The sequence below is a fragment of the Arthrobacter sp. V1I9 genome, assembly GCF_030817075.1.
Classification (GTDB): domain Bacteria; phylum Actinomycetota; class Actinomycetes; order Actinomycetales; family Micrococcaceae; genus Arthrobacter.
The window spans coordinates 667,251-680,125 of the sequence record NZ_JAUSYU010000001.1 but is presented as its reverse complement, the minus strand read 5'-3'; the positions used below and the strand labels follow the sequence as shown (position 1 = coordinate 680,125).

Genomic DNA, 12,875 nt, shown 5'->3' with positions numbered 1-12,875 from the left:
GACAAACCATGAACACGAAGATCAAAACGCTGTCCGCCGCTGCTGCGCTCGCAGCCGCGCTCGGGCTGGCCGGGTGCGCTGCCCACTCCGGAACCAATATGCCCATGAACCACGGCAGTTCCGGCCCCAAGTCCAGCATGATGCCGGACGCCAGCGCCGACCGTAACCAGGCTGACATCATGTTCTCCCAGATGATGATTCCGCACCATGCCCAGGCCGTGGAGATGAGTGAAATCATCCTTGCCAAGCCCGACATCCCTGCGGAGGTCACCGCACTGGCCACCAGGATCAAGGATGCGCAGGCACCGGAAATCGAAACAATGACCGGGTGGCTCAAGAGCTGGAATGTGCCCGCAATGATGCCGGACCACTCGGGCCACGGCATGTCCGGCATGGTGGACGCCGACGGGATCAACAAGCTCAAGGCCGCGCAGGGAACCGATGCTGCACGGCTCTTTCTTGAGCAGATGATCGGGCATCACGAAGGCGCCGTCGACATGGCCCAGCAGGAGATCGGCGCCGGCAAGCACCCCGGAACCATCCAGCTCTCCCGCGACGTCATCGCGGCCCAGGAAGCGGAGATCGCGGAGATGAAGCAACTCCTGGCCGGTCTCTAAACCTCCCGGCCCCCGTAAACGCTTTATCACTTTCCGCACCAACGCGGCGGACGCTCTATCACCTCCCGGCGACAGGTGATAGAGCGTTCTGGGGGCAGTCGGGGCGCTTCTGTTGCGGCGGGTTCAGGTGCTGCTGCCGCTGACGTGTTCGGGGCGGATTCCTATCCCGACGAAACGGGCTGTGACCGGACGCAGCAGCGGCGAGGCGGCACGGAGAAGCATCACGAGCCAGCGGGGCGCGATGCGGCGGCCGGCTGTTGCCTTGGCCAGCGCCTTGTGTCCGTTGCGCTGAAGCCTTTGCATGATCCGCACGGGCTTCTCGCGTCTCCGTTGCACGCCCGCGAGCTTCTCAGTAGCGACCGCTCCCGTTGCAAGGTCCTCCGCGATCGCATTGGACAGAGCCACTGCGTCCTGGATGGCGAAGTTCACGCCGACGCCGAACATCGGAGACATCGCGTGGGCAGCGTCGCCGATGGCGATGAATCCTGGACGGTACCAGCGCCGGAGCCGGGTTGATCTGCACGGACAGGAGCTTGATCTGGTCCCAGTCCGTAAGCGTGCCGACCACGGGGCGAAGACACGGGGCAGCGGTGGATATGCGCTTTTGCAGCATGCCGATACCTGCTGCCCGAAGCTTGTCGAGGCCGCCTTTTGGAATGACCATGCCTGACTGGTATCTGTCACCACGGTCAATGGTGAGGACCATCCCCTGGGCCGAGATGTAGCCGAGGGTTGCAAGCGGAGGGTCCGGCGGCTTGGGCAGGTTGAACCACAGTACATCGATGGGCACGCCGAAATCCTCGGGAGTCATCCCCGCCGCGGCACGGAGGGCCGAAGCGCGTCCGTCTGCAGCGACGGTGAGCGGCGCGCGGATCTCCAGGCCGCCGTCGGACGTGCTGGCCCGGACCCCGCACACCTTGCCCTCTTCGATGATGAGGCCGGTCGCTTCACTGAGCATGCGCAGCTCGAAGTTGGGGAAGCCTGCCGCTTCACGGGCAAGGAAGTTCAGGAAATCCCACTGCGGTGCGAAGACGAGGAAGTTGTCCGGAGGCGGAAGGGTGCCGAAGTCGACGATGGTGAGGCGCTGGCCGTCGACGACTGCATCCAGGGTGGACAAGCGTGTCAGTGGCAGTTCCAGGAATTTTTCGCGCAGCCCGAGCTCGCCGAGCAGGGTTACCGTGGATGGGTGCACCGTGTCGCCGCGGAAGTCGCGCAGGAAGTCCCCATGCTTCTCCAGCACGGTCACACGCAGCCCGCGGCGCGCGAGCAGATACCCGAGCACCATCCCTGCCGGGCCGCCGCCGGCAATCACACAGTCCCGTTCGATGACGCTTTCCACAGTCACATCATCGTGCCCCTCTGCGGAAGGTGATAGAGCGTTCCCCAAAAACCGGCGAAAGCTGAGCCAGCGTGCGGGGTGGGGCGGCCGGCGTGGGGCCCTGGCGTGTTAAGTTGAAAAGCACGGAGGCACCGGCTGGAAAGAGAAATCTCCCTTGGACTCACCCGCACCAGTAAGAATCCTGACCGTCTGCACGGGCAACATCTGCCGGTCCCCGGTGGCCGAACGGCTGCTGCAGGCGGGGCTCAACCAGGTGCTGCCGGGCGGTTTCGAAGTGGCCAGTGCGGGGACCCGGGCCATGGTGGGCGACCCCATGCAGCCCATCTCCGCTGACATCGTGCGCACCTTCGGCGGCGACCCCGGGAACTTCGCGGCCCGCCAGCTGACGCCCAAGATCCTCCGCGGCGTGGACCTGGTGCTCACCATGACCTCCGGCCACCGCGGCGAGGTCCTGCAGCTGGACGCGTCCCTGCTCAAGCGGACCTTTACCATCCGTGAATTCGCCCGGATGCTTGACGTGCTGGACGAGCGGGCTGGCGCTTCCGAAGGCAAGGAACCTGCGGCAGGAGCGTCCGACGGAGATGATCCGCTGGCAGCCAACCACACCTTTTGGCGGGGCTTGCCGGCGAGGGCGGCTGCAGTGCGGCATCTGTCCCTGCCTTCCGACTCGTCCGAAAACGACATTATCGACCCCTACCGCCGCGCGCCCGAGGTGTACCGGCAGATGGAAGACGAACTCGCGCCAGCGATCGTGTCCATCCTGCGCCACGCACGCCTCAACGCTCCGGTTCGCGGCACACGTGCGGGGTCACTGTAGCGGTTCGGCGGGCCTGCCACCTCGCCCGGGATATCGGCGTCGACACGTCCGAGCCGACCACGGCGCCCTTCCAGGTGACAGTTTGGACACGGTCGTAGCCAGGGAGGGCCCGGCAGGCGGACACTGATCCCACCATCCCCACGATGAGGTGAGGCACAATGAGCACGCCAGGCGGTTCTGAACCCGGTCCCAGGCCCTCTGGCCCCCACCCGCGCGGTCCTGGCTTCGTGGCGTATGGACGGCGGCGCTGGATCGCGGCGCTGCTGGCGCTGGTCCTCGTGGCGGTTGGCGTCGTCGCGGTCACCAGCCTTAACCGCGCGGGTACTGAGGCCCGGCCCGCTGCATCGCCAAGCGAAACCCCCTCGCCCACGCCAACTGGAACACCTTCCAAAACTGTGCCGCCGCCTCCCCCTCCCCCTCCACCCATTCCGCAGCACCCTGCCGTTGCCATGAACGTGCTGGTCATCGGCAGCGACATGCGCGGCATTGCGAAAGACGCGGCAGCCCACACGGATGCCACCGGCGAGCCCAGGGACCAGCGTTCAGACGTGCTGATGCTGGTCCACGTCCCGGCCCACCGCCGGTCCCTGTACATCGTGTCCATGAACAGGGACATGTGGGTGGACATCCCCGGCTTCGGTGGAGGGAAGATCAACGCCGGCCTGCAGTACGGCGGCATCGACATGACCACCCAGACGGTGCAGCAGCTGTTCGGTATCACCATCCACCACACCCTGATGCTGGACTTCGGCGGTTTCAAGCTTCTGGTGGACGGGCTGGGCGGCATTGACGTCAACGTCCCGGTCCCGTTTCAGTCCACACACGACACTGGGCATGTCTTCCGTCCCGGCGTGAACCACCTGAACGGCCAGGCAGCGCTGGAATTCTCCCGGGAGCGGTACGCGTTCGTCGACGGCGACTTCCAGCGGGTGCGCAACCAGCAGATCCTGCTCCGCGCCGTCCTTGCCCGCCTCACTGCCGGCGGTGCCCTCAACGACGTGACAGCCGTACGGAGCCTGGTGAACTTTGCCTCCTGCTGCCTCACCGTGAACAAGGGCTTCAACGCGGCACAGGCCGCCATCCTCGCCTACAGCCTGCGCAACCTTAACCCGAAATCGATCGGCACCATGACACTGCCAACGGCCGGATCCGGCTTCATTGCCGGCCAGTCCGTGCTGCTCCCCGATTACGGTGCCATTGCTGCCGTGGGGGCCGCCCTGCGGGAGGGACGGATCGGGGAGTTCGCGGTGCCGTAGGCACTGAGCTGACGGCGGTCCGTAACCGACCGCTGACCATCCCGCTGTTCAGCCCGGGCTTACCACTCGTTCACCGCAGGGAAACAGTCCGTGCGCCGGGTGCCGGAAGGCTGGCACCATGACTGACATTTCTCGCCGCACTATCGTCAAGGGTTCCGTCCTCGCCGCCGCACTGGCAGCCACACCCACAGCAGCGCAGGCCGTGCCGCGCCAGTCGCAGGGTGGCGTCGCGCTGGTCCGGAACCGGCTTACCCTGCCCAGCGGCATCGCCACCGGCGACGTCACCTCCGGCTCCGCCGTGCTGTGGTCCCGTGCTTCGGGCCCCGGCCGAATGACGGCGGTGCTGCGGGCGGTGGACGACGGCGGCGAGGTCCTGCGCGGCCGCGGCTCCTTCGAACGCACCCTCCGCGGTCCGCGCGCCACCCAGGCCTCGGACTTCACGGCCAAGATCCATGCCGGGAACCTGCCGTCCAACACCCGCTTTGCGCTGGAGATCAGCTTCGAGGACGACGGCGGCGCTGCCGGTGAGGCGGTCCGCGGGACCTTCCGCACCGCCCCCGGCGCCGGGACGTACAACGGCAAGGGCCGCACCGGCGACACAAGCAACGGGGGTGGGGTGCCGGCGTCGTCCGCCCAAAGCTTTGTGTGGACCGGCGACACCGCCGGTCAGGGCTGGGGCATCAACGAGGAGATCGGCGGGATGCGGGGATACCGGGCCATGCACCAGACCCGGCCGGACTTCTTCATCCACTCCGGCGACACGGTGTATGCCGACGGTCCACTCACCGAGACCGTGGTGGAGAAGGACGGGCAGGTGTGGCGGAACCTGGTGACCGAAGAGGTGTCCAAGGTGGCTGAAACCCTCACCGAATTCCGCGGCCGGCACCGGTACAACTCCATGGACGCCAACATGCGCGCCATGTTCGCGGACGTCCCGGTGATCGCCAACTGGGACGACCACGAGACCACCAACAACTGGTACCCCGGCGAAATCCTTGACGATCCCCGCTACACCGTCCGCGACGTCAACACCCTCGCGGCGCGGGGACGGCAGGCATGGCAGGAGAACATGCCAATCGCTGATTCGTCGGCGCTGTGGCGGCCGGGAACGTTCGACGACGCCGGCCAGTACCAGCCCGCGCGCATCTACCGGAAGATCAGCCGCGGCCCGCAACTGGACATCTTCTGCCTGGACATGCGCACCTTCAAGTCCCCGAACACTGACGGCAAGGAACCCTACGCGACGTCCATCCTGGGCCAGGAGCAGGTGGACTGGCTCATCCGCGAGGTCTCAAAGTCAAAGGCGACGTGGAAAGTGATCGCCGCCGACCTGCCGCTGGGCATCATCGTGCCCGACGGCGCCGTAAACCAGGAAAGCCTGGCAAACCGCGACGCCGGTGCACCGCTGGGGCGCGAGCTCGAGATAGCCGGGGTACTGAGTGCGTTCAAGCACAACCGGGTTAAGAACGTGGTCTGGCTGACGGCCGACGTGCACTACTGCGCCGCCCACCACTACTCCCCCGAGCGCGCCTCCTTCACCGACTTCGACCCCTTTTGGGAGTTCGTGGCCGGGCCCATCGCCGCGGGTTCCTTCGGCCCCAACCCGATGGACGGCACGTTCGGCCCCGAGGTGGCCTTCTCGAAGGCCGGGCGTTTTCCTGGGGAGTCACCGCGCGACGGCGAGAACCAGTTCTTCGGGCACGTCCAGCTCGGTGAGGACAACAGCTTCACCGCCAGCCTTCGGAACGCGAACGGCACCACGGTGTTCTCGAAGGTGCTGACGCCTGAGCGGTAGGAGCTGACTCCCGGAGTGCTGCCGCTTGCAGCGCTCCGGGGCGGGCCCCGCCGTCGGCCCGTTTGCTTTTCCTCGTTTACATTCCCTGAGCCATGGGTACGCCGCTGGTAATGTTCCTGCATTCGGCAAGGCACACAGACGGGGTGATTCTTTGTGAAAGAGGACGGACTGACAGAGGCTGTCCAGGAAGCCGGGGCGGTGGAGCTGATCCTTATCCGCCACGGCGAGAGCGAAGGCAACGTGGCGGCCACGGATGCGCGGCTGGCGGGGGCTGAGGTCATCGAGGTACCCGCCCGGGATGCGGACGTGAACTTGTCCGGGACCGGGCAGGACCAGGCAAAGGCTTTGGGTGCCGCACTGGCACGGATCGCCGAGGACCTCCGGCCGGATGCGGTGGTTTCCTCGCCGTACGCCCGTGCGCGCCAGACCGCCGAGATCGCCGTTGAGGCCGCGGGCTGGCCCGTGAAGGTGCGGACCGATGAACGCCTGCGGGACCGCGAGCTCGGCATCCTGGACAGGCTGACGCGCCGCGGTGTTGAAAACCGATTCCCGGAAGAGGCCGAGCGCCGCGAGTGGCTGGGCAAAATGTACTACCGGCCGCCGGGCGGCGAATCGTGGGCCGACGTGGCACTGCGGCTGCGGTCCGTCCTGGACGAACTCAACAACCTCGGCACGGGGCACCGGGTCATGCTGGTCTGCCACGACGCCGTGATCCTGCTGTTCCGCTACGTGCTGGAGGGCATGAATGAGCAGGAGCTCCTGGATCTTGCGGCGAGCACGTCGGTCCTCAATGCCTCCCTGACCCGTTACGTCCGGCCCTCCGGCGAAGGGCCCTGGACCCTGGAAAGCTTCAATGTGGCGGACCACCTCACGGAGCAGGGTGTAACAGTCACCGAACATGCGGGAGACGCCAGTGTCCACCCAAAGTGATTCCGTAGCCAGCGCAACTGAAGCCGCTTCACCTACCCTCGTGACGCCGTCGCTGCTGCGCGACTGGCCGCTGCCGGCACCAGGCGCCGACAAGTACTCGCGGGGCTCGGTGCTGGTGATCGGTGGGGCGCGGGCCACGCCCGGCGCGGCACTGCTGGCCGGTACCGCTGCCTTGCGGGCCGGCGCCGGGAAGCTCACCCTCGCCGTGGCGGAATCGGTGGCCATGCATCTTGGCGTGGCACTCCCGGAATGCGGGGCCATGGGGCTGCCGGAGAACGCGGACGGGTCGGTGACGGGTGAAGGCCTGGACCGGATTTCCTCTTACCTTGAGCGTGCGGATGCGATCCTCGTTGGCCCCGGGCTGGATGACCCGGGACCTCGCGGAAAAGCTGCTGCGGGCACTCTTGGAGCGGGAAACCCGCTCCAGTGATTCAGGCTCTGGCGACGGGAAGGCAAACGGTGGTCCCGCCGTCGTACTTGATGCCTATGCCCTGGGCGGCCTGGTAAAGGTGGCGGACCAGCTGGAGCCGTGGAAGGGGCGGCTGATCCTCACGCCGAACCCCAAGGAGGCCGCTGTCCTGCTGGAGCGCGAGGTGGATGATCTGACGGCGGATATTGCCGAGATCGCCGACAAGTTCCAGGCTGTGGTGAGCTGCCAGGGCTTCATCGCGCGGCCCTCCGGCGGGGACGCGCCGGAGGAATCGGAGCTCTGGAAAATGACCACCGGCTACGGCGGGCTGGGAACCTCTGGCAGCGGGGACGTCCTGGCCGGGGCAATCGCGGGCCTTCGCGCCCGGGGAACCACCAGCGCGCAGGCCGCATGCTGGGGCACCCACCTCCATGCGGCAGCGGCAGACCGGCTTGCCAGCAGGTTGGGGCCCCCTCGGGTTCCTCGCCCGCGAACTGGCCGACGAACTGCCCGCCCTGATGCTGGAGCTGAACACCTGATCCTGCCCCGGGCCTTTGAAGCCCGGGCATGGGATGGCCCCCGGCCGAAGCCGGGGGCCACCGTATCGGGAAGTGCAGGCCTACCCTGCCAATGCGCTTTCAGCGCTGTGGCGTGCTCAGAATGGCTATCCGCCCCAAAAGGCAGTCAACAATCATTACCCGACATCCCGATCCTGCTGGGGACTAAGCAGAAATCTCGTGCTTTGCCCCCTTCGTCTCAACCTCAATCTTACGCGGCTTTGCCTTTTCAGCGACAGGAATCCGCAGGGTCAGGACACCGGCGTCGTAGGACGCCTTCACGTTGTCGGTGTCCAGGGTGTCCCCGAGGATCAGCTGGCGGCTGAACACGCCGCGCGGCCGCTCCGAGGCGATCAGTTCGGTGTCCTTGCCTGCAGGTTCCGGGCGTTCTGCCCGCACCGTCAGGACATTCCGTTCAACATCGAGATCCACTGAGTCCACTGAAACACCGGGCAGATCAAAGGCGACTACAAAGTCCTGGCCTTCACGCCAGGCGTCCATTGGCATCGCTGCCGGACGCGCTGCCGTGCCGAGGACCTGCTGGGCCAGCCTGTCCAGCTCGCGGAACGGATCGGTTCGCATCAACATGGCTTCCCTCCTCGTGGGAGACGGTCCAACACTGTTTTGGTACCAGCCGATCTGTATTGGCTGATATAGATTTTTTAGCACTGGCCGGGTAGATCTGCAAGCGTTTTTTGGGGAGAATTTTCTCCCGTTTTTGATGATCAGGGGGCACGCAGAAGGGGCCCTCGCCGTGCGCAAGGGCCCCCCTTCAGTGCGTTACTGCTGTCCTAGCTTCGGGTTGGGTCGGGACGAAGCGGCGCCGGGCCCGGATCGGGCACGGGCAGTGGGCCGGGAGGCTCCGGTACCGGGAACGGGTTGGGCGATGGCGGACCAGGGTGGCCCGGATCAGGGGTTGGGCCTGGCTCCGGCGGGAACGGCTCGGGCTCGTGCACTGGCGGGATGGTCATAAACTTCCCCTCTCACGCTGGGCGGATGTGCCTTAGCGTGAACAGGATACGCCTGCCGCCCGGACCCTACTAGGCCACCCCGCCTCCCCCAATGCGTCCGGTTCTCGTCCGGTAGCGAACGCCCGGTCCATTGCCACGGCGGGTGGATATATTTGAACCCATGACCCAGACTCCGCTGCAGGATTCCGCCAAAACCGCGACTTCCACCCCCGCTCCCCCGGTTGCCAAGAAGATCCCCTCCGAGCGCATCCACCACGGGGACACGTTCGTGGACAACTACGAGTGGCTGCGGGACAAGGAATCCGACGAGGTAGTGGAGCACCTCAAAGCCGAGAACGCCTACCAGGAAGCGGTCACCGCGCACCAGGAACCGCTGCGCGAGGCGATCTTCCAGGAGATCAAGGGCCGCACCCAGGAGACGGACTTGTCCGTCCCCCACCGGAAGGACGGCTGGTGGTACTTCAGCCGCTCAGTGGAAGGCAAGGAGTACGGCATCCAGTGCCGGGTCCGCGCCCAAAACACCGGCAACCCCGTCGCGGACTGGACTCCCCCGGCCGTTGAACCCGGCATCGAAATTCCGGGCGAGGAGATCCTGCTGGACGGCAACGTCGAGGCCGAAGGGAAGCCGTTCTTCTCGGTTGGCGGCACCGCCGTAACGGTGGATGGCAACCTCTACGCGTACGCGGTGGACAACGCCGGTGATGAACGCTTCACCCTGCGCATCAAGGACCTCCGGACCGGCGAGCTGTTGCCGGACGTCATCGAAAACGTCTTCTACGGCGTTTCCTTCTCCCCGGACGGCACGCGGATTTTCTACACAGTGGTGGACGAGTCCTGGCGCCCCTACCAGGTCAGGGCCCACACCCTGGGCACGCCCGTCACCGCGGACGTGGTGATCTACCAGGAGGACGACGTCGCCATGTGGCTGGGGTTTGAGCTCTCCGCTGACCGGCGCTACCTCGTGCTGGGGATCGGCTGCTCGGAGTACAGCGAGACCCGCCTGCTGCGGTTCGACGATCCCGCCCAGGAGCTCCTCACCGTCATTTCCCGGGATGAGCGGGTACTTTATGAGGCCGAACCGTTCCTGCTGCCCGGCCCCGACGGCGTAAAGACCGAACGCATCCTGCTCACGCATAACCGCGGCGCCATCAACTCGATGGTTTCCCTGACTGACTGGGCCGAGCTTCGCAAGCCGCTGGCCGGGCAGCGCTGGGACACCGTCGTCGAACATTCCGACGACGTCCGCGTCAACGGCGCAGGCGTCACCTCCACGCACCTCGTCGTGTCCATCCGGAAGGACACCATCGAGCGTGTCCAGGTCATCGGGCTGGAAGGCCTGGGCACTGCGGCGCAGGAGGCACCGGTGGAGCCCGCGTTCGACGAGGAGCTCTACACCGCGGGAGTGGGCGGCTCCGACTACGAGGCTCCGGTGATCCGGCTCGGTTACACGTCCTACTTCACGCCGTCCCGTGTTTATGACTTTGTGCTGCCCACTCCCGGGCAGCCAGCCGGTGAACTGCTGCTCCGCAAGGAAAGCCCGGTTTTGGGCGGCTACGACGGCAACGACTACGTGGCCACCCGCGAATGGGCCGAGGCCGGCGACGGCACCCGGATCCCGCTCTCCGTGCTGCGCCACAAGGCGGTCAAGCAGGATTCGACGGCGGCGGGCCTTGTGTACGGGTACGGCTCCTATGAGCTGAGCATGGACCCCGGCTTCGGCATTGCCCGGCTGTCCCTGCTGGACCGCGGCGTGGTGTTTGTGATCGCCCACATCCGCGGGGGCGGTGAACTGGGCCGGCATTGGTACGAAAACGGCAAGAAGCTCACCAAGAAGAACACCTTCACCGACTTCGTGGATGCCACGGAGTGGCTGGCGGACTCGGGCTGGGTGGATCCCTCGCGGATTGCAGCACTGGGCGGCTCGGCCGGCGGACTGCTGATGGGTGCCGTTGCCAACATGGCCCCGGAAAAGTACGCCGCGATTGTGGCCCAGGTGCCCTTCGTGGATGCCCTCACCACCATCCTGGACCCGGAACTGCCGCTGTCCGCCCTTGAATGGGAGGAATGGGGCAACCCCATCACGGACCCTGAGGTCTACGCCTACATGAAGTCGTACTCGCCCTACGAAAATGTCCGCCAGGCGTCGTACCCGAAGATCGCCGCGGTGACGTCCTTCAACGACACCCGCGTGCTGTACGTGGAGCCGGCAAAATGGGTGCAGGAGCTGCGGAACAGGACCACGGGATCCGAGCCGGTGGTGATGAAGATCGAGATGGACGGCGGCCACGGCGGCGCGTCCGGCCGCTACGTCCAGTGGCGCGAAAGGTCGTGGGACTACGCCTTCATCGCCGATTCCCTCGGCGCCACTGAATTACTCCCCGGCGCCGGCCTGAAGTAGCAACTTGATTTATCGATTGCTCCGTAACGGCCGTTTTGAGCCCGTAAAACGGCGGTTACGGAGCAATCGATGGGTGCGCCACGCGCCGCCCGTATCCAAACAAGCCAGCCATGCGTACTCTTATCTGACGCAGTGCTGTCCGCTGGGGGGCAGATCAACCCGCGCCGGAAGTTGAGGTTGACGTGATCAGGGTTTCCCAGCAGCACAGCGACGGCGGAACAAGTGGCGGTCGGCCACCTAGGGCGGGTTTCCGCGTGCGCACCCTTGCCGTGGCGGCCGCTACAGCCCTCCTGGCCGGGCTCGCGGGGGTATGGTGGCCCGACGGCGTAGCCTACGCCGCTGTCCAACAGGACGACGATCACGGCCCGTCCTGGGTTTTCCCGTTCGCCCCGCCCGATGACCCTGAGGAGGACGGCAACCAGGCCCTGGCGGTGAACACCAGCGACGGCTCCGTGGACTACAGCGCGGAGTTCGCGCTGGTTTGGGCCGAGGATGGCGATCCGGTAGGGACGAAAAATGAAGCGTACGCGTTCGCCAGCTGTACAGGCTGCACCACGGTGGCCGTGGGATTCCAGGTGGTGCTGATCGAGGAACAAACCGATGTCATAGCTCCGCAGAACCTATCCAGGGCCATCAACTACAACTGCACCGAATGCACTACCTATGCGCTGGCCCACCAGTTGGTGCTGTCCCTGGGCGGCCCGTTGAATGACGACAGCATGGAGCAGTTGTCAGCTCTGTGGTGCGACATCGAGGAGTACGGCGAGGACCTCGAGGACGTCCCCCTTGCCGAAATCCAGAACCAGCTCGAGGCGTACAAGGAACAGATCACCAGGATCGTCCAAGCCGACCCGAGTGCCACGGAGGACGGCATCGCAATGTCCATTGAACCCGGCGCTGGGGCCTGAACAGTCATCGATGCTGATTTCCAAAAAACATAACCATGCTTACTATTAGTTGGCGTCGGGCTGCCCACTGGGGGTAGACAACCCGCGCCATACTGGAGGTTTGCGTGAGCATGGAACAGGAAATGCGTCCCCTGACCGACGACGAACTGATTGCGGAGCAGGCAACGGCTTTGCCGGACAAGGAAGTTGCCTCTGTCCTGGACCTGAATGCGGATTTGGACCTGGGCATTGACGCGGCAGCACCCATCGACCTCGCCGTCGCGGCCAACGCGAACGTGGCCGCGCCGATCGACGCCGCCGCCTCCGCCAACATCCTCTCCTACGGCTCGGACGCACAGGCACTGGCGGACCAGGGCGTCATGATCGAGCAGGGCATTGTGGCCGATGCCAACGCCGAATCCACCCAGGACAGCACCATCAGCCAGGGCAACGACACCGTTGACGACGGCGGCACCACTCCCACCGGCACCGAAGCGGACACCACCGGCACCACGGCCGACGCCGGCGGCCTCCTCCCCGACGGAACATCCACCGACGGCATCGTGCCCGAGGAAGGCCTCGGCGGCGCCTTGCCCGACGACGGCTCCTTGCCCGACGTCGGCGCGCTGCCAACAGACCCCGCCGCCGCTCTGGACGGGGACCTGCTCAACGTCAACGTGGACCTCGCCGCGGACGCGGACATCGCCGCCCCGATCAACGGCGCGGTGGCGGCCAACGCGAACGTGGCTGCACCGATCGACGCCGCTGTGGCCGCGAACATCGGCTCCATCGACAGCCAGGCCTATGCCGTGGCCGAGCAGGACGCCATCATCACCCAGAACATCGAGGGCGAAGCCAACGCCTCTGCCGACCAGCAGTCCGACCTCGAGCAGTAAGCA

General features: G+C 66.0%; 10 protein-coding genes and 3 pseudogenes. 9 read left to right on the top strand and 4 right to left on the bottom strand.

Features of this window, described 5'->3' with window-relative positions; translation table 11 throughout:
* Window positions 1-8 precede the first annotated feature (8 nt).
* The gene (locus tag QFZ70_RS03200; RefSeq protein WP_307094063.1) at window positions 9-617 is read left to right on the top strand and encodes a DUF305 domain-containing protein; all 609 of its coding nucleotides are present in this window, start codon (window positions 9-11) and stop codon (window positions 615-617) included.
* Window positions 618-740: 123 nt separating this feature from the next.
* Here QFZ70_RS03200 and QFZ70_RS03195 read toward each other — a convergent pair whose 3' ends face one another.
* The 3 genes and pseudogenes from QFZ70_RS03195 to QFZ70_RS03185 all read right to left on the bottom strand — a co-directional run.
* Window positions 741-920 carry a hypothetical protein gene (locus tag QFZ70_RS03195; protein ID WP_307097948.1) on the bottom strand — a complete coding sequence of 60 codons (180 nt, stop codon included), beginning with the start codon at window positions 918-920 and terminating at the stop codon, window positions 741-743.
* 117 nt (window positions 921-1,037) lie between these two features.
* Window positions 1,038-1,397 (bottom strand): annotated as a pseudogene (locus tag QFZ70_RS03190) (FAD-dependent monooxygenase); the annotation flags it as partial.
* 43 nt (window positions 1,398-1,440) lie between these two features.
* A pseudogene (locus QFZ70_RS03185) lies at window positions 1,441-1,902 on the bottom strand (FAD-dependent monooxygenase); the annotation flags it as partial.
* A gap of 208 nt (window positions 1,903-2,110) precedes the next feature.
* On the opposite strand from QFZ70_RS03185, the gene QFZ70_RS03180 reads away from it, so the two are divergent.
* The 5 genes and pseudogenes from QFZ70_RS03180 to QFZ70_RS03160 all read left to right on the top strand — a co-directional run bounded on the left by QFZ70_RS03180 (window position 2,111) and on the right by QFZ70_RS03160 (window position 7,702).
* Entirely contained in the window at window positions 2,111-2,773 is a 663-nt protein-coding gene (locus QFZ70_RS03180; RefSeq protein ID WP_307094062.1) for a low molecular weight phosphatase family protein, read from the top strand.
* A gap of 227 nt (window positions 2,774-3,000) precedes the next feature.
* On the top strand, window positions 3,001-4,029 hold the full coding sequence (locus QFZ70_RS03175) for an LCP family protein (protein WP_307094061.1): 1,029 nt from the start codon (window positions 3,001-3,003) through the stop codon (window positions 4,027-4,029).
* A 118-nt stretch (window positions 4,030-4,147) separates the two neighbouring features.
* Window positions 4,148-5,824, top strand: coding sequence for an alkaline phosphatase (locus tag QFZ70_RS03170; protein ID WP_307094060.1), 1,677 nt, complete (start codon window positions 4,148-4,150; stop codon window positions 5,822-5,824).
* A gap of 153 nt (window positions 5,825-5,977) precedes the next feature.
* On the top strand, window positions 5,978-6,754 hold the full coding sequence (locus tag QFZ70_RS03165) for a histidine phosphatase family protein (protein WP_307094059.1): 777 nt from the start codon (window positions 5,978-5,980) through the stop codon (window positions 6,752-6,754).
* A pseudogene (locus QFZ70_RS03160) lies at window positions 6,723-7,702 on the top strand (NAD(P)H-hydrate dehydratase). The gene QFZ70_RS03165 and the pseudogene QFZ70_RS03160 overlap by 32 nt, the downstream one beginning before the upstream one ends.
* A gap of 183 nt (window positions 7,703-7,885) precedes the next feature.
* Here the strand turns inward: QFZ70_RS03160 and QFZ70_RS03155 are convergent.
* The gene (locus tag QFZ70_RS03155; RefSeq protein WP_307094058.1) at window positions 7,886-8,308 is read right to left on the bottom strand and encodes an Hsp20/alpha crystallin family protein; all 423 of its coding nucleotides are present in this window, start codon (window positions 8,306-8,308) and stop codon (window positions 7,886-7,888) included.
* Between the two features lie 543 nt (window positions 8,309-8,851).
* On the opposite strand from QFZ70_RS03155, the gene QFZ70_RS03150 reads away from it, so the two are divergent.
* From QFZ70_RS03150 to QFZ70_RS03140, 3 genes are all read left to right on the top strand, one after another.
* Complete coding sequence (locus QFZ70_RS03150) at window positions 8,852-11,089, top strand: S9 family peptidase (RefSeq protein WP_307094057.1); 2,238 nt, start codon at window positions 8,852-8,854, stop codon at window positions 11,087-11,089.
* Window positions 11,090-11,343: 254 nt separating this feature from the next.
* Window positions 11,344-11,997 carry a hypothetical protein gene (locus QFZ70_RS03145; protein WP_307094056.1) on the top strand — a complete coding sequence of 218 codons (654 nt, stop codon included), beginning with the start codon at window positions 11,344-11,346 and terminating at the stop codon, window positions 11,995-11,997.
* Window positions 11,998-12,107: 110 nt separating this feature from the next.
* Window positions 12,108-12,872 (top strand): peptidoglycan-binding protein, encoded by a 765-nt coding sequence (locus tag QFZ70_RS03140; protein WP_307097783.1) that lies wholly within the window; start codon window positions 12,108-12,110, stop codon window positions 12,870-12,872.
* The last annotated feature ends 3 nt before the right edge of the window (window positions 12,873-12,875 follow it).